The sequence below is a fragment of the Erwinia sp. JUb26 genome, from assembly GCF_003751505.1.
Lineage (GTDB): Bacteria > Pseudomonadota > Gammaproteobacteria > Enterobacterales > Enterobacteriaceae > Erwinia.
Genome location: NZ_RJVB01000004.1, coordinates 407,704 through 432,246, shown reverse-complemented (window position 1 = coordinate 432,246; position 24,543 = coordinate 407,704). Strand labels below are relative to the sequence as shown.

Sequence of the window (24,543 nt, the reverse complement as noted above, 5' to 3'; positions counted from 1 at the left end):
CAGATGAAACTCAAACCTACCCGCAGCCGTTTCTCCGTGCTGATCATGCTGTTCGTGGTCACGGCAATCAACTATATGGATCGCGCGAACCTGTCGGTGGCAGGCTCGCACATCCAGGGCGAATTCGCCCTGTCGCCAACCCAGCTTGGCCTGCTGTTCTCGATGTTCACCTGGTTCTACGCCATGAGCCAGATCCCGGTGGGCTACCTGCTCGACCGGATCGGCTCCCGCTGGCTCTACGGCAGCGCAATCGTCCTGTGGAGCGTGTTCACCCTGATGATGGGCTTTGCCTCTCACCATCTGTTCACCACCGCCACGGCCTCATTTATGATGCTGCTGGCCTGCCGGGCGCTGGTGGGGATGGCGGAAGCGCCGTCATTCCCTTCGAACACCAAAATTATTGCCACCTGGTTCCCGGACCATGAACGCGCCCGCGCCACGGCCACCTACTCCAGCGCGCAGTACATCGGCCTGGCGCTGCTGACCCCCGCCCTGTCGTTTATCGTCAGCAAATGGGGCTGGGAGATGTCCTTCTATATCTCGGGCATGGTCGGCATTGTTTTCGGTATTTACTGGCTGATGACCTACCGCGATCCGCAGCACAGCAAAACCGTCAATCAGGCCGAGCTGGAGATTATCCGCAAGGGCGGCGGCTACGGCTCGGCGTCACAGCAGGCCGGCAGCCGGGTCAACTGGCAGTCGGTGCGCTATATCCTGCGCCAGCGCACCACCTGGGGCCTGTTTATCGCCCAGTTTGCCGCGTCCTCAACGCTCTATTTCTTCCTGACGTGGTTTATTGTTTATCTGGAAAAAGGCCTGCATCTGTCGATTGATAAAGCCGGGATCGGGGCGATGTTCCCATACCTGATGGCGATGGCGGGCGTGCTGTGCGGCGGTACCTTAAGCGATCTGCTGCTGAAGCGCGGCCACAGCCGGACCTTCTCCCGCAAGCTGCCGGTGATGGCGGGGATGCTGTTGACCTGCTCAATTGCGCTGGTGAACTTCTTCCAGGACCAGCCGGTGATCGCCATTGGCATCCTCTCCGTGGCGTTCTTCGCCAATGCCTTTTCCAACCTGGGCTGGGTGGTGTGCAGCGATGTCATCCCGCGCCATCTGATCGGCACTATCGGCGGCTTCCTGAATATTTTTGGCAATCTCTCCGGTATCGCCAGCCCGATCATTATCGGGGTGATCCTGCAGCGCACCCAGAACTTCCAGTACGCCATGTGGTACATCGCCGCCGTGGCGCTGGCGGGCTTCCTCGCCTATCTGTTCCTCGTCGGGAAAATCGAGCTGATGACGCCGCCGGAAAGCGAACCGGAAGCCGACAGCAAAAAAAACCTTCATCCGTCTGAAATTCAGGGATAACTATGCAGCAGAAAACCGTAAAAGCCGTGGTCGCACATGGGGTGCACGATGTGCGCCTGGAGAGTCATACCCTGAGCTGGGAAGCAGATCGGGTGCTGGTGAAAGTGGAGCGCGGCGGCATCTGCGGCTCCGACATCCACTATTTCCAGCACGGAAAAGCCGGCATGTCGGTGCTGAAATCGCCGATGGTGCTGGGCCACGAATTTGTCGGCATCGTCGAGCAGGCCCCGGAAAACAGCGGGCTGCACGGCGGCCAGCGCGTGGCGATCAACCCGTCCCAGCCCTGCCAGCAGTGTGATATCTGCCGCAGCGGCAGGCAGAACCTGTGCCGCACCATGCGGTTTATGGGCAGCGCGCAGTTCTTCCCGCACGTGAACGGCGGTTTTGCACAGTACGTGGCGGTCAGCCCGGCGCAGTGCGTTCCCTATGCGCAGGAGGCGGAGCCGCGCGTTATCGCCTTTGCGGAACCGCTGGCGGTCTGCATTCACGCGGTAAAACAGGCGGGAGATCTGACCGGCAAACGCGTGCTGGTCAGCGGCGCGGGGCCGATTGGCTGCCTGACGATCGCCTCGGCGCTGGCGTCGGGCGCATCGGAGGTGATGGCGACCGACATCAGCCCGCGCTGCCGGGCGCTGGCGGTGGAGATGGGAGCCACACTGGCGCAGGACCCGCGTGATGAGGCAACAACCACGGGCTGGGCGGCGGACGGCGGCCAGTTTGACGTCTGCTTTGAAGCCTCCGGCGCGCCGTCGGCAATTGCGGCGATGGTGGCCTTTACCCGCCCGGCCGGGGTTATCGTTCAGCTGGGCATGGGCGCTGCCGAAGTGAATTTCCCGATCGGGCCGCTGCTGGTGAAAGAGGTTCAGCTGCGCGGCTCGTTCCGCTTTATCGGCGAGTTTGACACCGCCGTCAAATGGCTGGAAACGGGCAAGATCAACCCGCTGCCGCTGCTTTCCGCCGAACGGAGCATGAACGATGCGGTCGCCGCACTGGCTCTGGCTGCCGATAAGGAACGGGCGGCAAAAGTACAGTTGGTGTTCTGACAAACGGCGTTGCCGGTATCCAGGCGGACTACGCGGCTGGATACCGACGGCGGCAGGGTTTCAGCGTGAAATGGCGACAGCCCTGGCCGCCGGTTCATCCTGAAACAGGTTACGCCGCCAGTGGTAAGCGCAGCCTGTCACTCCGCCGGGATATAGTCCGCCGCCACCAGCGCCAGATCGCGGTATCCCCGATCTTTCAGCTGCTGCGCCGCGCGGCCCGCGCGGATGCCGCTGGCGCAGACCAGCACGATACGCCCCGACTCCGGTGGCTGCCAGGCCACCAGCTCGGCGGGCAGAATGCGATGAACCTGTGCCGCCACGCTCTCCGGGGCTTCTTCCAGGCTGCGCAGTTCCACAATGCAGTCTTCCGCCGTCAGCATCTGCGCGTCGAGGAACGGGATGATGGCTTCCGTCGGTTCCGGCGCACCGTCAAAGCGGAACTGACCGAAGCGCCAGTTGACGAAATCGCAGTTCACCATGCAGCCCAGCGGCGACGGTTTCAGGTCGAGCAGTACACTGAGGGTCATCTGCGCCTGTAGCGCACCCAGCGTGGCCACCGCAGGCCCCATCACCCCCGCCGTGCTGCAGTTGGCCGCAGAAGCAGGCAGCTGCGGGAACAGCGCACGATAGCTCGGCGCACCGGCGCAGAAGCCGCCGACGTAGCCCTGCCGCCCCAATACCGAGGCGGAGATCAGCGGCAGATTTCGGCTGAAGCAGGCGTCAGAGAGCAGCCAGGTAATAGCGAAGTTATCCGCCGCATCCACCACGATATCCATATCGCGCAGCGCGTGATCCAGGCTGCTGCCAGAAAGCCTGATATCAACGGCTTCTACCTCGCATTCCGGGTTCAGGGCATTCAGCGCCCGGCGGGCCGCCACGGCTTTCGGCTGCCCGACATCCTGCATAGTAAACAGCGTTTGCCGGTGCAGGTTATGCACCTCCACGCGGTCGTCGTCGCAGACGCGCAGAAAGCCCACCCCGGCGCCGGCCAGCTGCGGCAGCAGGGTGGCCCCCAGGCCGCCCGCGCCAACCACCAGCACCCGCGCCTGTGCCAGCTTCTGCTGCCCCTGCGGGCCGATCTCCGGCAGCATAGTTTGCCGCTGGTAGCGATCCATCAGTTAAACTCCGCCAGGCCGAAGACCGGCGTGGAGGCCGCCGCCATATCGCGGCGCTCCATCGGCCCGGCCAGCAGCGCCTGCTGCCCGGCGTGGATCGCATCGCGGAACGCGCTGGCCATGCGCACCGGATCCTGCGCTTTCGCCACGGCGGTGTTCAGCAGGATCGCATCAAAGCCCATCTCCATTGCCTGCGCGGCCTGGCTCGGCGTGCCGATACCGGCATCCACCACCAGCGGCACGTCCTTAAACCACGCACGCATGGTGCGCAGCCCTTCGATATTGCGCAGCCCCTGGCCGGAGCCAATCGGCGCCCCCCACGGCATCAGCACCTGGCAGCCCGCCTCCAGCAGCTTCTCGCCCAGCACCAGATCTTCGGTGGTGTAAGGAAACACCTGGAACCCCTCTTCGCAGAGGATACGCGCCGCTTCCACCAGCCCGAACGGGTCTGGCTGCAGCGTATCGGCATGGCCGATCACTTCCAGCTTGATCCAGCGGGTGTTGAACAGCTCGCGCGCCATGTGTGCGGTGGTCACCGCCTCTTTCACCGTGTGGCAGCCCGCCGTATTCGGCAGGACGCGCTTGTTCAGCCGGGTCAGCAGGTCGCGGAATGCACCGCCCGCCCCGCCCTCACGACGCAGGCTGACGGTGATAATCTCGGTGCCGGAGGCTTCAATCGCCTGGCCTAAAATCTCCGGCGACGGATAGCCCGCCGTACCCAGCAGAAAGCGTGACTCAGGTGCGTAATCGTAAAAGTTCATCTCAACCCCCCTGCATTGGCGACAGCACTTCAATCTTGCTACCTTCGTGAATTGGCGTGGCGTCATACAGGCCACGCGGCACGAAGTCACCGTTCATCGCGCAGGCTACGCAGCTGCTATCGATCTGCTGTTCGTTGAGCAGCGCCGTCAGGGTAGCCGCCCGGGTTTCGGTCGCCTGACCGTTCAGTAAAATGTGCATCAGCGCGTCTCCTGCGACAGCTGTTGGATAAGATTTTGCGCCACGATCGGTGCCAGCAGAAAGCCGTGCCGGTACATGCCGTTGACGTGGAAGGTGCCGTCGCGATAGCGGATATCAGGCAAGTTATTCGGATAAGAGGGGCGCAGGCCGCTGCCGGTTTCAATCACCCGCGCTTCGGCCAGCGCCGGGTCGATGGTATACGCCGCGCTCAGCAGCTCCATCAGCGCGCGGGCGCTGATCGGGCTGGCGTCGTTGCTTTCCACCATGGTGGCACCGAGCATAAAGCGCCCCTCGCTGCGCGGTACCAGGTAGCAGGGAAAACGCGGATGCAGCAGACGGACCGGGCGTGAGAAATGCACTTCATCGCTTTGCAGGATCAGCATCTCGCCGCGCACGGCGCGCAGTTCCGGCAGCAGCGGCGCGGCATGAATGCCACGGCAGTCAATCATTTTGCCCGAAGGTTTACCGTGGTGGATCTCCACGCCCGCTGCCAGCAGCTTCTGCCGCAGTTCCTGCATGGCCTTACGCGGATCGAGGTGCCCTTCGCTGGGGAAAAACAGCCCACGTGCGAAGCGCCCGGCCAGCCGATCCTCCACGCTGCCCGGATCCACCCACTCATGGCCCTGGGTCATTTTGGCAAAGCGGTTCAGCTCCATGCTGTCGCGCGGCGGCGCCACCACCAGCGTTCCCTGGCGCGCCACGCCGCTGACGTGCGCCTGCCACCAGTCGGCGGAGCCCTGCCCCAGCCTGACCACCTCTTCCGGCGCGCCTTCGCCTTCGCAGAACGGGGCGAGCATGCCGCCCGCATAGTGCGACGCGGGGCAGTGTTCTTCCGAGGTGATAATTTCCAGCTTTTCTCCGGCGTCGGCCAGCGCGGTCGCCACGCACAGCCCGGTTACGCCGGAACCGAGGATCGACCAGTGGCTCACGATGTCGCCTCGGCGGAATGTTCAGGGAGAGTTGTTACAAACGTCATACCGGCCTCTCAGATAACTAAGAAGACCCGCGATAGTGAGAAGGGAGAGTATCGGCGTTCGGCGGCTGCGATCTGCCCGATAAGGCGTGCGGTGAAGCGGCACGACAGGTCTTCCTACGCCAGTATCAACTGGGTCAGGTTCTAAGGGTCGCTGAGCCGCGATAAATCGCAATCAGCCTCTCAGTCTCTTCGGCGAGACTCCCCTGACAGAGACTTTTTTATTGCATCCTGAGCGCAACCGCAAGCGTTTAGGCGGATTTATTTCGACGGCCGTTTCCGCCAGATGAAAATAGTGTGCCGGATTCAGCATTTTGCAAAGCGCCGGGCAGGCAACACAATTGCCCGACGCTGAAGGATTTTTCAGCGCGCGTTTCCCACATCAGGTCTGAACGGATGGACACCATGACAAAACCGGCCATATCGCATATCGCGTTTCTCACCCCCGGCAACTACCCGGACCACGCCCCGCTTCAGGGTCTGGAAGAGACCCTGCAGCTGTTTGAACTGGGGGAATCGCTGGGCTACAACGGCGCCTGGGTGCGCCAGCGCCATCTGGAGCACGGCGTCTCCTCGGCGAGTACCTTTCTGGCCGCCGCCACGCAGCGCACCCGGCGTATTGAGCTGGGCACCGCAGTCATTCAGATGGGCTATGAAAGCCCGTTCCGGCTGGCGGAAGATTTACTGACGGTGGACGTGCTGTCGCGCGGACGGCTCAACGTCGGCCTCAGCGCCGGGCAGCCGAACCACCTGGAGCTGATCGGCCCGGCGCTGTTCTCCGGCGACTGGCGGCAGGAGGATTTTTCCTACGAGCGGGTTCGACGCCTGCGGGATAACCTCAGCGGCCGCTGGCTGGCGGACGAAAACACGCTGATCGCCTCGCCGGGCAATCAGCAGCGCCCGCGCCTGCATCCCGATTCGCCGGGGCTGGTTGACCGCCTGTGGTACGGCGGCGGCTCGCTGAGGTCGGCGGCGTGGGCGGCGGAGAACGGCTTCAACATGCTGATCGGCAACCTGACCTCCGGGGAAGAGACGAGTAATTACTACGAGGCACAGCTGGCGCAAATTGCCACCTACCGGGAAAACTGGTCCGAGGATGCCCCGCGCCGACCGCGCATCGCCGCAGGCCGGGTGATTGTACCCACCGACGGTGCCGACAGCGCCACGCGCCGCCGCTATGCGGAATTCGCCGCCAGCCGCTACGCGCGTACGCTGACGCCACAGGGTCCGCGCCGTACACTGTTTTCACTGGATATCGTCGGCAGCGCGGAGCAGATTCTGGAGCGACTGGTGAACGACCCGATCCTGCGCGAGGTGGATGAACTGCGGCTGGAGTTGCCCTATGAGTTCACCGCAGATCAGTATCGGCAGATACTCAGCGACTTCGCCACGCTGATTGCCCCCGAACTGGGCTGGAGCCGCCGAAAAAATCATCAGAAAAACACCGACATGGCTCTCTGAGCCATGACAGGCATCACAATTTTGCGTGCAGTGCTAGCAAAAAACGTGGCCGCATTGGAATGATGCAATCTCTTCACTATCATTAAAAATTATTTTCATGATGACAGCCGTGAAGATCGACCAGTCAGAGAGAGGAATCGTGATAGTCTGACAGGGTCAGCAGCCATCAACTCTTTAATGCGAATCCAAACCATGAGTGGGACCTTCAGTAACGATGATGTCAGACGCCTGGCTGCCCTTGAGATGCTCAAATCTGAAGATGCTATCCGCGATGATATTTTGCAAAAATTCACCCTGCTCACCAGTGATTTGCTGGCGATCCCGGGTTGCTTTGTCTCGGTTCTGGATAATGAAAATCAGTATATTAAAGCGGCCTGCTGCCTGGATGTGCCGCAAAGTTCGCTGCATGATGCCTTCTGCCGCCAGGCGGTGCTGAGTCATGCGCAGCTCATCTGCAACGACACCCTGCTCGACCCGCGCTTCAGCCAGAATCCGTTCACCGTGGGCGCGCCTTTCATCCGATTCTACGCGGGTATACCTCTGCACACACGGGAAGGCATCTCGGTGGGGACGCTGTGCATTACCGATACTCAGCCGCACACTTTCGACGAACATAAGCTGACGATGCTGGAGCTGCTGGCGGGGCTGGTCAGCGGCTATCTTGATGCGTGGTATACCGCGGGCTACAAAGATGTGGTGACGTCGCTGCCCAATCGCCAGCGGCTGCTGAAAGATATCGGCCTGCTGCAGCGCGCCTCCAGCTTCGAACCCCTGACGCTGACGCTGATTGACTGCATTGATATGCCCCGCGCCTATGAAATTGCCCGCTCAATGGGGATGGATGCGGTTGAAACCCTGCTGAAAGCTCTGACCGCGACGGTGCGTTCGCGCCTTGAGCTGAGCGATGACGATGTGCTGTATACCGTCGCCACCGGCCGCTTTGCCCTGCTGAGCCGCAAAAACAGCGCGGTGAGCGCCAGAGCGCTCAGTTGTCGACTGGAAAATATTCGCGCTCAGGTGCTGGGCGACATCAGCCTTGATGTGAAAATCTACGTCGGTGACGTGAGTTTTGTGCCCGCTACCGCCCAGGTGACGGAGGTTCTGCGCCAGGCGGTCAGCGCCCTGCATGAGGCGATCAGCCAGAAGCAGACGGCTATGGCCTACAACGCCGACAGCGACAGCCGCCGAAATCTTAACTTTCAGCTGTTGAACGACCTGGCGCTGGCGCTGCGCGGCAGCCAGGGACTGTACCTGGTGTATCAGCCGCAGCTCTGCCTGCATACCGGCAGGCCGGTCGGGCTGGAGGCGCTGCTGCGCTGGCAGCATCCGGTTGCCGGCAACATTTCCCCGGCCGAGTTTATCCCGCTGGCGGAACACACCAGCCTGATGGACGAACTGACCGACTGGGTGATTGACCACGCCCTGATGCAGCTGCGCGTCTGGCGCCAAAAGGGGCTGAACCTGCCGGTATCGGTGAATCTCAGCGTCAGCGATTTTTCCCGCCCGGCGTTTGCCGCCGATCTGGCGGAGAAAACCCGGCGTGCCGGTCTGCAGGTAGGTGATCTGACCCTGGAATGCCTGGAAACCCAGCAGGTGCTGGAAAGTGACGAGGCTTGCCAGGGGTTGGATATGCTTAAGCAGCGCGGCTTTCGCATCGCGCTGGATGATTTTGGTTCCGGCTACAACAATATTAATACGCTGCGCCGCATCCCGATCGACGTGATTAAGCTCGACCGCTCGCTGATCCAACAGCTGAACTGCGATCCGGCCAGCGAAGTGATTGCCCGCCATATGATCACCATGCTGAAAGAGCTGAATTACGTGGTGCTCGCCGAAGGCGTGGAGGATCTGCAAACCCTGGCCTCGCTGCAGCATCTCGGCTGCGACGAAATCCAGGGTTTTTATTATTCCCATCCGCTACCGCCGGACAAGCTGGAGCACTGGTTCAGCCATATGGCGGTGTAGACTCAGGGCTGTTCAATCCAGACGGTCTGCGGGTTGGTGAACTCGCGCAGGCCAAAGTGCGACAGCTCGCGGCCAAAACCGCTTTTCTTCACGCCGCCAATCGGCACCCGCGGGTCGGAGAAGCTCGGCGTGTTAATAAACATCCCGCCGGTTTCAATACGTGATGCCAGGCGCTGCGCTGCGGCCAGATCGCGGCTCCACAGGCTGCCCCCCAGACCGAACTCGGAATCATTGGCCAGCGTCACGGCGTGATCTGCATCCTCCGCCACGATCAGCGAGGCCACCGGGCCAAACAGCTCCTGCTTAAAGCTGGTCATCGCAGGGGTGACGTCGCTCAGCACCGTGGGCGCATAGTAGTTACCGTCGCCCGGCAGCACGTGGCCGCCCAGCAGCAGGGTGGCGCCCTCTTGCAGCGTGGCCTGCACCTGCGAATCCAGCTCGTCGCGCAGATCGTAGCGCGCCATCGGACCAATCCACACCCCGGCCTCACGCGGGTCGCCGATTTTCATCGCCTTAACCGCGGCGAGGAATTTGTCGCGGAAGGTGTTAAACACCGCCTTCTCCACGATGATACGTTTCGCCGAGATGCACAGCTGGCCGTTATTCATAAAGCGACCGGCAATCGCCCCCTTCACCGCCGCATCGATATCGGCGTCGGCCAGCACGATAAAGGCATCGGCACCGCCCAGCTCGAGCACACATTTCTTGATGGCGGCGCCGGCCAGCGCGGCAATCGCCGATCCTGCACGTACGCTGCCGGTGACGGTAACCGCTTTAATACGGCGATCGTTAATCGCCTGCGCCACGCCGTCATTGTCGGCATTGACCACCGCAAACAGCCCTTCCGCCACCCCGGCATCGCTCAGCACCTGCTGTAGCAGCAGCGCACAGCCCATCACGTTCGGGGCCGGCTTCAGCAGATAGCTGTTGCCCGCCAGCAGAATCGGTACCGCGCCGCGCAGCACCTGCCAGATCGGGAAGTTCCACGGCATCACCGACAGCACCGCGCCCAGCGGCAGGTAGTCAACGAAGGCTTTGTTGCCCTCAACGGTGGTCGGTTCCCGCTGCAGGAAGTCAGGACCGTGCTGCGCGTACCATTCACACAGCTTCGCGCTTTTCTCCACCTCGGCCAGCCCCTGGTCAATGGGCTTACCCATTTCGGTGGTCATCATCTCCGCCAGTGCGCGGCTCTGCTCACGCAGCCCGGCGGCAACAGACAGCAGCAGCTGCACGCGGGCACTCAGCGGGCTGCTGCGCCAGGTCTGGAAGGCGCTATCGGTCTGTGCCAGTGCGGCATCAACATCGGCCCGACTGGCGAAAGGATAACGGGCCACCACGTCACCCGTGGCGGGGTTGCGGGAAACGGCAGAATTTACGTCGGTCATGTTTTGCGCCTTCTCGATCATTCGGTTCAACGTTGCACCCAGCGCACAGGCTGAAATGCGGCATGGGGAAATGATAGGCTTGTGAAGCTTTCATTAAAAATGAATAATAATGAAAGTTACTTGCTCAAATTGAGAATGATATGGATCTGACCCAGCTGGATGTCTTCCGTGCGATTGCCGAAGAGGGCAGCGTCACCGCCGCCGCCGACCGACTGCACCGCGTGCCGTCGAATATCTCTACCCGCCTGCGCCAGCTGGAAGAGGAGCTGGGCTGCGAACTGTTCCGCCGGGAAAAACTGCGGCTGCATATCACCGACAGCGGCCGCACGCTGCTGGACTACGCACGGCGCATTCTGGCGCTGGCCGAAGAGGCGAAGCTGAGCGTATCCGGGCAGCATCCCAGCGGCGTCTTCACCCTCGGGGCGATTGAAAGTACCGCCGCCGTGCGCCTGCCGCCGCTGATTGCCCGCTACCATCAGCAGTGGCCGCAGGTGGAGCTGGACCTCTCCACCGGCCCCTCCGGCGATATGATTGACGGGATTTTCTCAGGCCGCTACAGCGCGGCGTTTGTCGACGGGCCGCCTAAGCACCCGCAGCTGGAGGGCGTACCGGCCTTCAGCGAGGAGCTGGTGCTAATCGGCGCGCTGAATCATCCGCCGGTGCCGGATGCCGCCAGCATTTCCGGCTCAACGATTTATGCCTTCCGCGCCAACTGCTCCTACCGGCGGCTGTTTGAAAACTGGTTCGCGCGGGAAAACGCCGTGCCTGGCAAGATTTTCGAAATGGAGTCCTATCACGGCATTCTGGCCTGCGTCAGCGCGGGCGCGGGGCTGGCGCTGATCCCGGCCAGCATGCTGGAGAGTATGCCGGGGCGCGACAGCGTGCAGGCCTGGCCGCTGGGTGGCGGGATGGGCAATATTGAAATCTGGCTGGTGTGGCGCAAGGGCACACGCGCAGCCAATTTAAACGCGATGACCGAAATGCTACAGCCCTGACCAGCGGCGCGCCACGTCCAGCAGCACCTGAGCGCCCGCGCTGACCGCCTCGGGCGCTGCCCACTCTTCCGGCGCATGGCTGATGCCCGCGCGGCAGGGAATAAAGATCATCGCCGAGGGGCAGATTGCCGCCAGATAGCGCGCGTCGTGGCCGGCAGCGGAAAGCAAAGAAAGCGCCGGATAGCCGCGTTCGCTGGCAGATTGCGCAATCGCCTGCTGGAGTTCGGGGGAAAAGGCGTTGGGCGCGGCTTCGCTCAGGCGGGTGAATTCAATGTCACAGGGTGACGCCATCTCGCTCATCAGCCGCTCTGCTGTCGCCGTCAGCGCCGTTAACCGCACAGCGTCGGGGTGGCGCAGATCGATGCGGAAGGTCAGACGGTCCGGGATCACCGACGGCGCGTTGGGCTGCATTTCAATCCGTCCTATCGTCAGCATCACCGCCGGATCGGCCGCGCCCACCTTGTCGTAAAGCCGCTGCGCGATGCCGCTGAAGCAGCGCAGCACGTCGCGCCGCTGCGCCATCGGCACCGTGCCCGCATGGCCGCGCTCGCCATGCAGCGTCACCTGCCAGGTCACCTTGCCCTGAATGCCGCTCACCACACCGATGGTGGCCTCCGCCCGTTCCAGCTGTGTCGCCTGCTCAATATGCGCCTCCAGATAGGCGAGCGGGGGATGGGGGCAGGCGTAGATATCCAGCGGCACCGCCCGGTGGAGTTCATCCAGCGCCTGGCCGACGGAGCAGCCCGCCTCGTCGGTCACGGCGCGCATCGCCATCAGCGCGCGCGCGCCGGCGAACAGCGACGATCCCATCATCCCCGGTGCAAACCGCGATCCTTCTTCATTCATCCACGATACCGCCACGACATCGCAGGCGGGCTGAAGGCCGCATTCGCGAAACACCGTCAGCACTTCCAGCGCCGCCAGCACGCCGTAAACGCCGTCAAAGCGGCCACCGGTGGGCTGGCTGTCGAGATGGCTGCCCAGCAGCAGTGGCGCGGCCGCGCGATCGGTACCGGAGAGGATAACGAACAGATTCCCCGCCATATCGCAACGGGCCTCCAGATCGCTGGCCTGCGCCCAGTCAATCATCAGCCGCAAGCTCTCCGCTTCTTCCGCACTGAGCGCCTGACGATTGACGCCGTCACCGGCAATGGCCCCCACCTGTGACATCCGCATCAGCCGCTGCCAGAGCCGCTCACCGTTAATTTTCATCATTTCACCCTCAGTCGGTGCGCATTATCTGCGCCGGATTAGCACGCGGGTCGCGCACGCCCCATTTCCCCGCCTCAACCTGCGCGAAAAACTCCGCCAGCAGCTGGTTAAACAGCTGCGGCTCTTCCAGATTCAGGGTGTGGCCGGTTTTCGGCAGGATCGCCAGCCCGGCGGCAGGCAGGTGTTTTTTCAGGTACAGGCCGGGTTGCAGACAGTGATCGTCCTCGTCACCGACCATAATCAGCACCGGCAGCATCAGCGCCTTGATCTGCGCTTCCAGCTGGTAGAACGCCGGGCGACGCGCCTGCACGCCGCGCATGGTCAGCGAGGCTCCCAGCGAGTCGTGTTCCGCCAGCCGATCGGCAAAGCGCTGCCAGCCGCGCGGATCTTTGTTCTGGAACTGCACGCGGCTGGCCCCCAGCGCATAGGTCGGCGCAAACTGTTTTGCCCCCTGGCGGGCGAAGTTTTCGCCTACCTGCAGCGAAACCTGGCGGAAATACGCTTCGGTTTCCGGCTCGCAGCCGTAGCCTGCTCCGGCCACGGTCAGCGACAGCGCGCGCTCGGGCGCATTGAGGCCAAAATGCAGTGCGGCAAATCCCCCCATCGATAACCCGACGATATGCGCCTTTTCAATGCCCAGCCCGTCCAGCACGGCCAGCGCATCCTCCACCGCCCGCTGCTGGGAGTACGCTTCCAGATCCTGCGGCACCGACGAAGGCGGATAGCCGCGTGCCGCATAGGTGATGCACTGATAGCGGCGGCTGAAGGCATGGACCTGCGGCTGCCAGCTGTCAAAACTGCCGCCAAATTCATGGATAAACAGGATCGGGATGCCTTCCCCGCTGGTTTCAACCCACAGCTGAACCCGATCGTTGGTGGTAATAAACATGGTTCGCTCCTCAGAATGGTTGGCGGAACTGCTGCAGCTGTGCGGCCTGCGCCACCATTTCCGGCAGCAGAGCGGCGAATTTCTCCGCCCATTCAGCCGGAACCGTGGTGCTGACTTTGATAAAGCGATCGCCAAAGGTGGTGGTGTGATAGCCGCCGTGGCGGATCTGAATGCCCTGTTGCAGATAGCACTCCACCAGCGCTTCGGGACGAATACCGGCACCGGTGACATCAATCACCAGGAAATTACCGCCGGAGGGGTAGACCGGCAGCGACAACCCCGGCACGGCGCTGACCGCCTCGGCAATGCGTGCTTTATTGCGTTTGTCCGCCGCCAGCAGAGTGGTCATCCATTCCGCCTTCACTTTTAAACCCGCTTCCGCCGCGCGCTGCGCCGGAACGCTGGCCCCCAGCACGCCGCCGTTGTACGGGGCCAGTTCGGCCAGCAGCGCCGGCGCGGCCACCAGCGCGCCGACCCGCAGGCCCGCCAGCCCCAGCCATTTTGAAAAGCTCACGGACATCACCACCTGTTCACTGTCCAGCCCCAGTGCGGCCACGTGCTCCGGGGCAAAGTCGCGGTAGGTGCAGTCGTGGATCAGCAGCGCACCGTGGCGGCGGGCGATATCGATAAATGCCTGCAGCTCTTCCCGGCTGTAGTGAATGCCCAGCGGGTTATTCGGGTCGACGAGATAGATCAGCGCGGTGCTGTCGTCCACCGCTGCCGCCAGTGCGTCCGGAGTCAGGCGATAGTGGCAGTCGGGGTTCCAGATCGGGATCTGAATAACCTCGGATCCCATCTGCTCGGCGAACTGGCAGGGCCATTTCCAGCTGGGATCGGTGGTAACAAAGGTGGTGCCGGGGCGGCAGCGGGCGCGGCACAGCGTCGCCAGGGCATTCACCCCACCGTCGGTGACCATTGCCGTCACGCCGGGAACCCCAATGTCGGCGACAATGGCGCTGCGCAGTGACTCAAACCCCAGCGGCGGCGCATAGGCACTAAACTCGGTAGCGGCCACCGAATTATGCAGTGCGGCCAGCACGTCCGGATGCGGCGGCAGATGGTTGGTGTTCTGCCCCATCCAGATCAGCCCTTCGGTGGCAAACAGCCGATCGAACCAGGCATTACGCGTATAGATATCTGACATGCTGCGCTCCCGGTTAAATGACGGATCCACGCGCAGCAATGCCGCCGTCGATAGTAATGTTGGTGCCGCTGATGTAGCCCGCGCGCCCGGAAGACATAAAGGCCACTAAATCCGCGACCTCTTCCGAGGTGGCCGGGCGCTGGCCCGGATAGAGCGCGAACAACTCTTCCCAGCGCGACTCGTCGCCCAGCATATCGATTGCTTTACGCTTCATAATTTTCAGCATGCGGTCGGTGGCGACCGGGCCGGGGTTGATGCCGATCACCCGGATGCCGTCATCCAGGCTGCGGCCGCCCAGCGCTTTAGTAAACGACATCAGCGCGGCGTTGCCGGTGCTGCCGGCTATATAGCTGGCATCCCAGTTTTCACCGGAGTTGCCGATCACGTTGACGATCACGCCGCTTTTGGCCGCTTTCATTTGTGGGTAGTAAAGACGGCAGAGGGAGATATAGCCGAAAACTTTCAGATCGAACCCGGCGCGCCACTCGCGGTCGCCAACCACCTCCAGCGATCCGGCCGGAATGTCGCCCGCATTGTTGATCAGAATATCAATCGCGCCGACTTCGGCCGCCAGCGACTCCATCGCCGCCGTGGAGCTGAGGTCTTTTTCATACACCGAAACGCTGACGCCATATTCGGCAATCAGCGCCTGTTGCAGATCGCGCATTGCCGCGCCGTTACGTGCCGCCAGGTGTAGCGTACAGCCTTCGGCGGCCAGTACGCGCGCCGTCGCTTCGCCGATGCCTTTTGATGCGCCGGTAATCAACGCGCTCTTGCCGTTCAGATTGAGATTCATTTGGTGCCCTCCAGTTTAGGTATACATAGCAAAGCAATTTGCATACCAGAAAGGCAAAAATGTTTATTTGCTGAAGCCCGCGATAAAATCGACCAGGTCATCGCCCAGCAGGGTCAGGTGCTTGCGCATCGCGTCGTGCGCGGCATCGGCGTCGTTACGGGCGATCGCCTCAAGGATCGCACCGTGCTCCTCGAGAGTTTTATTGACCCGCCCCGGATGGAAGGTCACCCGGCGGCGATATACACCCACGCGGTTGCGCAGCGCGCGCGTCTCTTCGGCTAAAAACGCATTACGGGCAAAGGCATAGATCCCTTCATGGAAGCTGAGATTCATTTCATAGAAGGCTTCCGGCGAAATGGACGGGCCGCGATCCGCCATCTGCTGCTGGATCTGGCGCAGCGTGGCCAACTGGTCCGGCGAGATACGCCGCGCCGCCAGCCGCGCGCACAGCCCTTCCAGCTCGGCCATTACCTGAAACATTTCCAGCAGCTTATTCATGCTCAGGGCGCGCACCATCACGCCCTGACGGCCGTTGAGATCCACCAGCCCGTCGGCCGCCAGCAGGCGAAACGCCTCGCGTACCGGGGTGCGCGAAACGCCAAATCGCGCGCCAATTTCCTTTTCGTCCAGTCGCTTACCCGGCTCCAGCGCGCCGCTGGCGATCTCTTTTTCCAGCGTCTGCTTCAGGCCGTCCGCCAGCGAGGTTCCCGTCAGGCGGGAGAGGTTTTTTTGCTCACTCATGGTGCTGTTTGCTCGTCAGGTTGCACTGTTACGATCCATTTGCATACCTTTTCAATAAACAGGTATACATCGCCTTCACCGCTTTATAGTGCGTATTGTCGCTGATTTCTTGCGCGGGTCAATGACCTTTATTGAAACTGGCACACATCCTGCAAGTCATGAATGGCAGCAAAGACATTAAAACAGCGCCGTGATGTATACATAACGCGATTTTTCATTACCACCCGAATGTTGAACCCGAAACCAGAGGATGCTCACATGTCAGGACTTACCTCGCAGTTCGCCCGTCGTTGTCTGACTGGATTGCTCTGTACCGCGCTGCTTGCTGGCGCCGCGCAGGCCGCTCAGGAGAAAGTCTCTGTGCGCCTGAAATGGCTGGCGCAGGCGCAGTTTGCCGGTTTTTACGTCGCCAAAGAAAAAGGCTTTTACGCGCAGCAGGGGCTGGACGTTACCATCAATCCCGGCGGCCCGAATATCAACGTGGAAACCTTAGTGGCGTCGGGTGCCGATACCTTCGGCCTGGCGGGCGGCATGGAGAGCGTGCTGGCGGCGCGGGAAAAAGGTCTGCCGATTGTCGCGCTGGCGATGTCCCAGCAGCGCACGCCGTTCGTCTTTGTTACCTATGCGGATTCCGGCATCAACAGCTTTAAAGATTTTAAAGGCAAAAAAGTCTCGGTGTGGTTTACCGGCGTGCAGTATCCGCTGCTGGCATCGCTGGGTGCGGCAGGCCTGAAGAAAGAGGATATCACCCTGCTGCCACAGTCTGTGTCGCTCAACCCGTTTATCGATAAGCAGGTCGATGTTGCCACCGTCACCCTCTATAACGAATACAACACGCTGAAAGAGAAAGGCGTCACCAACCTCAAGCTGATTTCACCCGATGACGTCGGGGTGACCACCCAGCAGGACGCGCTGATCACCTCAAAATCGATGGTGGAAAAAAAGCCACAGCAGGTGCAGGCCTTCGTTAACGCCACGTTGGAAGGCTGGCAATACGCCCTCACCCACCGCGAAGAAACCATTGATATTCTGATGAAAACCAACCCAAGCCTCGACCGAAAACATCAGGTGGCGATGCTCGACTCCGTCGCCTCGCTGATGTACCCGCCGGGATCGCCGGGGCTGGGCAACGTCGATATGCCTAAAGCCGAGAAGATGATGAAGCTGCTGGTGGAGTACGGCGCGCTGAAACAGCCGGTGGACGTCAACCAGACCTTCGACCTTAGCTTCTGGAATAACGTCCCGACGCAGTACAAAACCCTTAACTGATCACCGCGCGGAGAAGCCTGATGACCATTGCACCAAAAAAACATCTGCCCCTGCTGCAGCTGGATAATTTATGGAAACGCTTTGGCGATGGGCAGCAACAGGTCATCGCCGTCTCCGGCGTCAACCTGATCGTCAATGAGGGTGAGTTTGTCACGCTGGTTGGCCCTTCCGGCTGCGGCAAATCAACCCTGTTCAACATGATCGCCGGGCTGCTCGACCCGGACAGCGACGGGGCGATCCTGTTTAAAGGCCAGTCTCAGCGGGATGGCGAACTGCTTGGCAAAGTATCGTTTATGCCGCAGCGCGACCTGCTGCTGCCGTGGCGCACCATTATGGACAACGCCATTCTGGCGCTGGAGTGCGAAGGCGTACCGCGTAAAGAGGCCCGCAAACGCGCCGAGGGGCTGTTCCCCAGCTTTGGTCTCAGCGGCTTTGAGCAGAGCTATCCGCATCAGCTCTCGGGCGGGATGCGCCAGCGCGTGGCCCTAATGCGCACCTTCCTGTTCGAGCGCGATTTAATGCTGCTGGATGAGCCGTTCGGCGCGCTGGATGCGCTGACCCGCGCGCTGATGCAGCGCTGGCTGCTGAAGCTGTGGGAGAAGCATCGCCGCACCGTGCTGTTTATCACCCACGACATCGATGAGGCGATCTTCCTCGGCAGCAAAGTAGTGGTGATGAGCGCGCGCCCCGGCACCATCAAATGTGTTGAGCAGATCGATCTACCTCGCCCGCGCACCCCGGATATGCTGACCTCCGCCGAATTTATCGCCATCAAGAAACGTCTGCTGGAAGCCATCGAAGAAGAGAGCATGAAGTCGTTTCGCTTCACCGAGCATGAGGAACAGTCATGATCAAACGCCTTCTGACCCATCCCCTGGTGGTCGCGGTGTTGCTGGTGCTGCTGTTCTGGCAGGGAAGCGTCACGCTGTTTGCCATCAGCCCACGCTATCTGCCGTCGGTGCCGATGGTGGTGGCAGATATCCGGGAAAACGCCGATCTGCTGCTGGCCAGCACCGGACGCACCGGGCTGGAAACGCTGCTGGGCTTTGCGCTGGGCACCGCGTTTGGCGTGGCCTGCGGCATCCTGTTTTTCTACGTCAGCTGGATCGATCGCGCCTGGTTTCCGCTGTTTGTTATCTCGCAGACCGTGCCGGTGATTGCCTTTGGCGCGCTGGTGGTGATCTGGTTCGGCAACACGCTGTTTGCCAAGGTGATGATCGCCTTCTACCTGACGTTTTTGCCGGTCACGCTGAACACCAAGCGCGGGATGGAGATGGTGGACCCGCTGCATATCAGCCTGCTGCGCAGCTTCGGTGCCAGCGGCCTGAAGCGTTTTCTGGTACTGCACTTCCCTGCCGCCGCTCCGTCGATTTTTGTGGCGCTGAAGCTGGGCATTTCCCTCAGCCTGGTCGGCGCGATTGTTGGCGAGTGGTTCGGTGACACGATCGGCCTGGGCGTGCTGCTGATCCAGTCGATGTACAACGAAGACGTGGTGAGGATGTGGACGCTGATCGTGATCTGCGGGCTGACCGGCGCGCTGCTGTATGGCGTGGTGGAGCGGCTGGAGAGAAAACTGGCCTGGTGGGGGAAATAACCGTGATACGCAAACTTCTGCCGCCGTTCTTCGGCGTACTCAGCCTGATTGTGCTGTGGGAAGGCAGCATCTGGCTGTTTAACATTCAGCCGTTTGTGCTGCCGTCGCTGCACAGCATCGTGCTGGCAATTATCAGCAGTGGGAGCAGCCTGTGGGTGTCAATGGGCTGGACGCTGGTGGAGGCGCTGAGCGGCTTCGCGATTGGCCTGCTGGCCGGGTTGCTGCTGGCCATGCTGATGACGATTTTTCGGCCGCTGGAGGCGATTCTGATGCCGCTGGCGGTGGCGATTAACTCGGTGCCGACCGTGGCCTGGATCCCGCTGGCGCTGATCTGGTTTGGCATGGGGGCCATGTCCAAAATCGTGCTGGTCGTCCTCGCCGTCAGCTTTGTCATTCTGGTCAACAGCCTGCACGGCCTGAAACAGGCCGACCTACAGATGATTAATCTGATGCGCAGCTTCGGTGCCAGCCGCCTCACTATTATGCGCAAACTGCAACTGCCCGCCGCGCTGCCGAATATCGTCAGCGGCCTGCGCGTGGGGCTGGTACGCAGCATTATCGTGGCGATTGTCGCCGAAATGCTCGGCGCGTATCAGGGCATCGGCTGGACCATTTTCCAGTCCACCCAGCAGGTGGATCTGCTGACCGTCTGGGCTGCCGTCGTCGTTTCTTCTCTGGTCAGTATCGCACTCTACGGCCTGCTGGCCTGGATCGACACAACCTTTATCTGGTGGAAATAATCATGAATCAATCTGAACAGCAGCTCCGCGTACAGCTTGCCGCCTGCTACCGGCTAATCGCGCATTTCAAGATGGACGATCTGATTTATAACCATATTTCCGTGCGCCTGCCGGGGCCGGAACACCATTTTCTGATCAACCCCTACGGGCTGTTTTTCTCGGAGGTGACCGCCTCCAGCCTGATCAAGATCGATCTGGACGGCAACGCGCTGGAACCAAGTGACTATGAGGTAAACCGCGCCGGGTTCGTTATCCACAGCGCGATCCACGCGGCGCGTGAAGATGCCATCTGCGTGCTGCACACCCATTCCGATGCGGCCACCGCCGTCTCGGCGCTCGAAGAGGGTTTACAGCCGGTCAGCCAGTTTGCCATGCACTTCTGGAACCGCCTTGGCTATCACGCCTATGAGGGCGTGGCGCTGGATACCGATGAGCGCGCGCGGCTGGTGCGCGACCTCGGACCGCATCAGGTAATGGTGCTGCGCAATCACGGCATTCTCGCCGCCGGCCGCACCATTCCCGAAGCCTTTATGCTCGCTTACTACTTCGAACGCGCCGCGCGCATTCAGCTGATGGCGCAGGGCAGCGGTAGCCAGTTGCTGCTGCCGCCGGAGGCCGTTTCGGAGAAGGCCGCACGCCAGTTTAATCAATGTGAAGGGGATATCCGCCTGCGTGGTGAACGCGAGTGGCCCGCCTTTATCCGTCTGCTGGACAACCTTGACCCCAGCTATCGTCAGTAACGCTTGAGGAGATTAGTCATGTTAGAACTTCGTCCGCTAACCGAACATATCGGCATGGAAGTGCTGAACGTTGATGCCACCCAGCCGATCGATGCTGCGACCTTTGCCGCCCTGCGCGATGCGCTGAACACCCACTCGGTGCTGCTGCTGCGCCAGCAGCCGGTCAGCGAGTCGCAGCACGTAGCCTTTGCCCGCGAGTTCGGCGAGCTGCAGGTTCACGTGCTGAGCCAGTATCTGACCACGCCGTATCCCGAGCTGTACGTGCTGTCCAACGTTAAGCAGGACGGTAAGGCGATTGGCAACCATAAGGAGGGCTGGAACTGGCACTCTGACTGGTCCTACTACGATGTGCCCTGCTTCGGCTCGGTGCTGCACGCGGTGGAAGTACCGCCGTTTGGCGCGGATACGCTGTTTTCCTCGATGTTTGCTGCCTATGACGCGCTGGATGAAGAAACTCAACGCCTGATCCAGCCGCTGAGCGCGGTGCACTCCTACTCCACCTACTACGCCAAAGCCTTCGCCGATCGTGAACCGCTGACCGAGGTGCAGAAAGCCGCCACCCCGGACGTCACCCATCCGCTGGTGCGTCGTCATCAGGAAACCGGCCGTCCGTCGCTGTTTGTTGGCCAGGATATCGTGAAAGAGATCGTAGGCCTGTCGCCGGAAGAGAGTGAAGCGCTGCTGGCTCGGCTGAATGCGCACGCCGTCAGCGAGCAGTTTGTTTATCGCCACAAGTGGCAGGCGCACGATTTGCTGATCTGGGACAACCGCTGCACCATGCACCAGGCCACGCCGTATGACGATGTGGCCTACCGCCGCGTGATGCATCGCGCGACGGTGAAGGGCAGCGAACGCCCGCAGGCGCTGGTGTAAGCCATGGCCGCTTCCGGCGAACGACTGCATCAGGCGCTGCTACAGGCATTTAAGCAGCGCCACCTGAACAGCCTGAGCTGGCTGGCTGCGGAACCGGCGCTGGCAGCAGCGGCGGCAGGCGTCGACGGGACGAGCGCCCCGCTCGCCGGTTTCCCGCTGGTGGTGAAAGACAATATCGATGTCGCCGGGATGCCGACCAGCATCGGCACCGCGCTGCTGGCGGAGGAACCGGTCAGCCACAGCGCGGAGCTGGTGACGCGTTTGCAGAACGCAGGGGCGATTATTATCGGTAAGGCCAGCATGCACGAACTGGCGTCCGGCACCAGCGGGCTGAACGCCGCCCGGGGGGATGTGCTGCATCCCTTCCTGCCGGGCCGCGTGGTAGGCGGTTCTTCCAGCGGCAGCGCCGCCGCCGTGGCGGCCGGGATTGTTCCGGCCAGCATCGGCACCGACACCGGCGCTTCCGTGCGGCTTCCGGCCTCGTTCTGCGGGCTGATTGGCTTTCGCCCTTCGCTCGCGCGCTATCCGCAACAGGGGATCGCCCCCATTTCCCCCAGCCGGGACACCGCCGGGATTATCGCTCAGCGCATGGACGACGTGCTGGCGCTGGATGCCGTCATCAGCGGTGACGCCACCCTGCCCGCCGTTTCGCTGGCCGATCTGCGGCTGGGCGTACCCCGCGCGCATTTCTGGCACGACTGCGAACCGCCCGTCGCAGCGGCAGCGGAGGTGGTGCTGCACCGGTTAGGCGATCTCGGCATCACGCTGGTTGAGGTGGACATTGAACAGGCCGGGGAGCTGGCGGTGCAGGCGGGATACCCGATGGCCTCGTTTGAGCTGCTGCGCGACCTGCCGCGCTATCTGCAGCAGCGCGGCAGCCGCTACAGTTTTGAGCAGCTGAAAAACGCCATCGCCAGCCCCGACGTGCGCGCGCTGGTGGCGGATGCGGCAACCATCGGTCCCGAACGCTATCAGGAGGCACTCAGCCGCTGGAAACCGCTGCTGATTGACCGCTATAAGGCCGTATTTCAGCAGCATCGCTTAGACGGACTGGTGTTTCCGACGGTGCCACTGTTGCCGCCATTGATTGAGCAGGCCAATGCGCTGTTCCGCCAGCTGATCGCCAACTGCGAACCGGCCACGGTGGTCGGCCTGCCGTGCATCAGCCTGCCGCTTGGGCAGACGCCTGACGGTATTCCGGTGGGGATGGAGTTTCAGTTTGCGGCCGGGGAGGACCGGCGCCTGCTGGCGGCTGCGGCGCTGCTGATGGCGCAGCTATCACCACGGATTGACGAGTTGAAATAGAAGTAAAGGTAACGGGACAGAGGTTAACGCTGAAGCTGCGCCCTGTTAAGCACGGGTGTTACGTCATTGCTTGTGAGTCAGGCGATGTATCTCTCATTCTAAGCAGAAGTGATGCGTCACCCCCTTCTTTCCGCAGGGGGTGACGTTTTTACGTGATTATTTTATGCAGCTGTCGCACTGATTGTGGATCTGCTGGAAGAAGTCGTTGCCTTTGTCATCGACCAGGATAAAGGCCGGGAAGTTTTCCACTTCGATTTTCCAGATAGCCTCCATACCCAGCTCGGGGTACTCGACGCACTCCAGGCTCTTAATGCTCTGCTGCGCCAGCACCGCAGCCGGGCCGCCGATGCTGCCGAGGTAGAAGCCGCCGTGTTTCTGACAGGCATCCGTCACCTGCTGGCTGCGGTTGCCCTTTGCCAGCATGATCATACTGCCGCCGTTGGCCTGCAGCTGATCGACGTAGGAGTCCATGCGGCCGGCGGTGGTCGGCCCCAGCGAACCGGACGCGTAGCCCTCCGGCGTTTTCGCCGGTCCGGCGTAGTACACCGGGTGATTCTTGATGTACTGCGGCAGCCCCTCACCGTTATCAATCCGCTCTTTCAGCTTCGCGTGGGCGATATCGCGGGCGACGATAATGGTGCCGCTGAGTGACAGACGGGTCGATACCGGGTATTCGGAGAGCTGGGCCAGAATCTCTTTCATTGGCCGGTTCAGATCTACCTGCACCACATCGCCTTCGCCCTGCTGGCGCAGTTCCTCCGGAATATACTGGCCCGGATTCTGCTCCATTTTCTCAATCCAGATGCCGTCGCGGTTGATTTTCGCCTTGATATTACGGTCGGCGGAGCAGGATACCGCCATTGCCAGCGGGCAGGATGCACCGTGGCGCGGCAGGCGGATCACGCGGATATCGTGGGCGAAGTATTTACCGCCAAACTGCGCGCCCAGACCCAGCTGCTGCGCCGCCAGCAGCAGTTCCTGCTCCAGCTCTACGTCACGGAACGCCTGACCGTGCTCGTTGCCTTCGGTAGGCAGCTGGTCGTAGTAGTGAGTCGAGGCCAGCTTCACGGTTTTCAGCGTGCTGTCGGCAGACGTCCCACCGATAACAAAGGCAATATGGTACGGCGGGCACGCGGCGGTGCCCAGGCTGCGCATTTTCTCGGTGAGGTACGCTTTCAGCTTGCCGGGTGTCAGCAGGGCCTTGGTTTCCTGGTAAAGATAGGTTTTGTTGGCCGAGCCGCCGCCTTTCGCCATACACAGGAACTTATATTCGTCGCCGTCAACGCTGTAGAGATCGATCTGCGCGGGCAGGTTCGTGCCGGTGTTCACCTCGCGGTACATATCCAGCGCGGCATTCTGCGAATAGCGCAGGTTGTCTTCGGTGTAGGTGTTGTACACCCCTTTCGCCAGCGCGGCCTCATCGCCGCCGCCGGTCCACACGCGCTGCCCTTTTTTGCCCATGATAATCGCCGTGCCGGTGTCCTGGCAGGTCGGCAGAATGCCCTTGGCGGCAATCTCCGAGTTGCGCAAAAACTGCAGCGCCACATAGCGGTCATTCTGGCTGGCTTCCGGATCGGTCAGCATCGCGGCCACCTGGCGCTGGTGCGTCGGGCGCAGCATAAAGGAGGCATCGTGAAACGCGTGCTGTGCCAGCAGCGTCAGCGCTTCAGGTTCGACTTTTAAAATCGACTGCCCGTCGAATTCACTGACGGAAACGTGATCGCGGGTAAGCAGATAGTATTCGGTATCCTCTTTGGCGAGAGGGAACGGGGGCTGATAATGGAACGGTTTTTTCGACATTTTGCTCTCACTTAATCATAAGTAGCCGCGCAACATCGCTGCACCACCGGCAACGTCACTGGCGATATTTCATTATGGTTTTTTTATCTGGCCGGCCCGGGGAAAAACGGGGCCGGCAGGTTTACGCAGGATGTTATAGGGTGTTGCGGAGAATAACCATGATTTCAGTGCCGGA

23 protein-coding genes and 1 riboswitch are annotated in these 24,543 nt (G+C 61.5%); of the genes, 12 read left to right on the top strand and 11 right to left on the bottom strand.

Annotated features, from left to right (window positions below):
• Window positions 1–3 precede the first annotated feature (3 nt).
• On the top strand, window positions 4–1,368 hold the full coding sequence (locus EC836_RS13510) for an MFS transporter (RefSeq protein WP_123333871.1): 1,365 nt from the start codon (window positions 4–6) through the stop codon (window positions 1,366–1,368).
• Between the two features lie 2 nt (window positions 1,369–1,370).
• Complete coding sequence (idnD, locus tag EC836_RS13505; protein WP_123333869.1) at window positions 1,371–2,411, top strand: L-idonate 5-dehydrogenase; 1,041 nt, start codon at window positions 1,371–1,373, stop codon at window positions 2,409–2,411.
• A gap of 137 nt (window positions 2,412–2,548) precedes the next feature.
• On the opposite strand, the gene EC836_RS13500 is transcribed toward idnD, so the two are convergent.
• Genes EC836_RS13500 through EC836_RS13485 form a run of 4 tightly spaced genes read right to left on the bottom strand, consistent with a single transcriptional unit; the run spans window position 2,549 to window position 5,415 of the window.
• Window positions 2,549–3,526 carry a HesA/MoeB/ThiF family protein gene (locus EC836_RS13500; protein WP_123333867.1) on the bottom strand — a complete coding sequence of 326 codons (978 nt, stop codon included), beginning with the start codon at window positions 3,524–3,526 and terminating at the stop codon, window positions 2,549–2,551.
• Window positions 3,526–4,287 carry a thiazole synthase gene (locus tag EC836_RS13495; RefSeq protein WP_123333865.1) on the bottom strand — a complete coding sequence of 254 codons (762 nt, stop codon included), beginning with the start codon at window positions 4,285–4,287 and terminating at the stop codon, window positions 3,526–3,528. The genes EC836_RS13500 and EC836_RS13495 overlap by 1 nt, the downstream gene beginning before the upstream one ends.
• A 1-nt stretch (window position 4,288) precedes the next feature.
• Window positions 4,289–4,486, bottom strand: a complete 198-nt coding sequence (gene thiS / locus EC836_RS13490; protein WP_123333863.1) for a sulfur carrier protein ThiS — start codon at window positions 4,484–4,486, stop codon at window positions 4,289–4,291.
• Window positions 4,486–5,415 (bottom strand): FAD-dependent oxidoreductase, encoded by a 930-nt coding sequence (locus tag EC836_RS13485; RefSeq protein WP_123333861.1) that lies wholly within the window; start codon window positions 5,413–5,415, stop codon window positions 4,486–4,488. Before EC836_RS13485 ends, thiS begins: the two co-directional genes overlap by 1 nt.
• Window positions 5,416–5,556: 141 nt before the next feature.
• Window positions 5,557–5,677: riboswitch (TPP riboswitch) on the bottom strand.
• Window positions 5,678–5,864: 187 nt separating this feature from the next.
• Here EC836_RS13485 and EC836_RS13480 point away from each other — a divergent pair.
• Together EC836_RS13480 and EC836_RS13475 are read left to right on the top strand one after the other, a co-directional pair.
• Window positions 5,865–6,920 (top strand): LLM class flavin-dependent oxidoreductase, encoded by a 1,056-nt coding sequence (locus EC836_RS13480; RefSeq protein ID WP_123333859.1) that lies wholly within the window; start codon window positions 5,865–5,867, stop codon window positions 6,918–6,920.
• A 192-nt stretch (window positions 6,921–7,112) separates the two neighbouring features.
• Complete coding sequence (locus tag EC836_RS13475) at window positions 7,113–8,885, top strand: sensor domain-containing phosphodiesterase (protein ID WP_123333858.1); 1,773 nt, start codon at window positions 7,113–7,115, stop codon at window positions 8,883–8,885.
• 2 nt (window positions 8,886–8,887) lie between these two features.
• Here the strand turns inward: EC836_RS13475 and EC836_RS13470 are convergent, their stop codons facing one another.
• Window positions 8,888–10,270, bottom strand: a complete 1,383-nt coding sequence (locus EC836_RS13470; protein WP_123333856.1) for an NAD-dependent succinate-semialdehyde dehydrogenase — start codon at window positions 10,268–10,270, stop codon at window positions 8,888–8,890.
• Between the two features lie 140 nt (window positions 10,271–10,410).
• Between EC836_RS13470 and EC836_RS13465 the strand changes: the two genes are divergently transcribed.
• Window positions 10,411–11,265: a LysR family transcriptional regulator gene (locus EC836_RS13465; RefSeq protein WP_123333854.1), complete on the top strand. Its 855-nt coding sequence runs from the start codon at window positions 10,411–10,413 to the stop codon at window positions 11,263–11,265.
• Here the strand turns inward: EC836_RS13465 and EC836_RS13460 are convergent.
• The 5 genes from EC836_RS13460 to EC836_RS13440 all read right to left on the bottom strand — a co-directional run bounded on the left by EC836_RS13460 (window position 11,254) and on the right by EC836_RS13440 (window position 16,047).
• Window positions 11,254–12,480, bottom strand: a complete 1,227-nt coding sequence (locus EC836_RS13460) for a M20 family metallo-hydrolase (protein WP_233599330.1) — start codon at window positions 12,478–12,480, stop codon at window positions 11,254–11,256. The two genes, EC836_RS13465 and EC836_RS13460, sit on opposite strands and share 12 nt — an antisense overlap.
• Before the next feature lie 7 nt (window positions 12,481–12,487).
• A complete protein-coding gene (locus EC836_RS13455) occupies window positions 12,488–13,366 on the bottom strand; it encodes an alpha/beta fold hydrolase (protein ID WP_123333852.1) in 879 nt (292 codons plus the stop codon).
• A gap of 10 nt (window positions 13,367–13,376) precedes the next feature.
• The gene (locus tag EC836_RS13450) at window positions 13,377–14,510 is read right to left on the bottom strand and encodes a pyridoxal phosphate-dependent aminotransferase (protein ID WP_123333850.1); all 1,134 of its coding nucleotides are present in this window, start codon (window positions 14,508–14,510) and stop codon (window positions 13,377–13,379) included.
• Between the two features lie 13 nt (window positions 14,511–14,523).
• Window positions 14,524–15,306 (bottom strand): SDR family oxidoreductase, encoded by a 783-nt coding sequence (locus EC836_RS13445; RefSeq protein ID WP_123333848.1) that lies wholly within the window; start codon window positions 15,304–15,306, stop codon window positions 14,524–14,526.
• A 63-nt stretch (window positions 15,307–15,369) separates the two neighbouring features.
• Complete coding sequence (locus EC836_RS13440) at window positions 15,370–16,047, bottom strand: GntR family transcriptional regulator (RefSeq protein ID WP_123333846.1); 678 nt, start codon at window positions 16,045–16,047, stop codon at window positions 15,370–15,372.
• A gap of 258 nt (window positions 16,048–16,305) precedes the next feature.
• Here EC836_RS13440 and EC836_RS13435 point away from each other — a divergent pair, with 258 nt between their 5' ends.
• The 7 genes from EC836_RS13435 to EC836_RS13405 are packed head-to-tail and all read left to right on the top strand — an operon-like array spanning window position 16,306 to window position 22,568.
• Window positions 16,306–17,316 (top strand): ABC transporter substrate-binding protein, encoded by a 1,011-nt coding sequence (locus EC836_RS13435; RefSeq protein WP_123333844.1) that lies wholly within the window; start codon window positions 16,306–16,308, stop codon window positions 17,314–17,316.
• A 20-nt stretch (window positions 17,317–17,336) separates the two neighbouring features.
• Window positions 17,337–18,167, top strand: a complete 831-nt coding sequence (locus EC836_RS13430; protein ID WP_123333842.1) for an ABC transporter ATP-binding protein — start codon at window positions 17,337–17,339, stop codon at window positions 18,165–18,167.
• Entirely contained in the window at window positions 18,164–18,910 is a 747-nt protein-coding gene (locus tag EC836_RS13425) for an ABC transporter permease (RefSeq protein WP_123333839.1), read from the top strand. Before EC836_RS13430 ends, EC836_RS13425 begins: the two co-directional genes overlap by 4 nt.
• Window positions 18,911–18,912: 2 nt before the next feature.
• On the top strand, window positions 18,913–19,650 hold the full coding sequence (locus tag EC836_RS13420) for an ABC transporter permease (RefSeq protein ID WP_233599329.1): 738 nt from the start codon (window positions 18,913–18,915) through the stop codon (window positions 19,648–19,650).
• A 2-nt stretch (window positions 19,651–19,652) separates the two neighbouring features.
• Entirely contained in the window at window positions 19,653–20,390 is a 738-nt protein-coding gene (locus tag EC836_RS13415; protein WP_123333837.1) for a class II aldolase/adducin family protein, read from the top strand.
• 18 nt (window positions 20,391–20,408) lie between these two features.
• Window positions 20,409–21,263 carry a TauD/TfdA family dioxygenase gene (locus EC836_RS13410; protein ID WP_123333835.1) on the top strand — a complete coding sequence of 285 codons (855 nt, stop codon included), beginning with the start codon at window positions 20,409–20,411 and terminating at the stop codon, window positions 21,261–21,263.
• A 3-nt stretch (window positions 21,264–21,266) separates the two neighbouring features.
• Entirely contained in the window at window positions 21,267–22,568 is a 1,302-nt protein-coding gene (locus EC836_RS13405; protein ID WP_123333833.1) for an amidase family protein, read from the top strand.
• A gap of 156 nt (window positions 22,569–22,724) precedes the next feature.
• Here EC836_RS13405 and fumA read toward each other — a convergent pair whose 3' ends face one another.
• Complete coding sequence (fumA, locus tag EC836_RS13400; protein ID WP_123333831.1) at window positions 22,725–24,368, bottom strand: class I fumarate hydratase FumA; 1,644 nt, start codon at window positions 24,366–24,368, stop codon at window positions 22,725–22,727.
• Window positions 24,369–24,543: the final 175 nt, after the last annotated feature.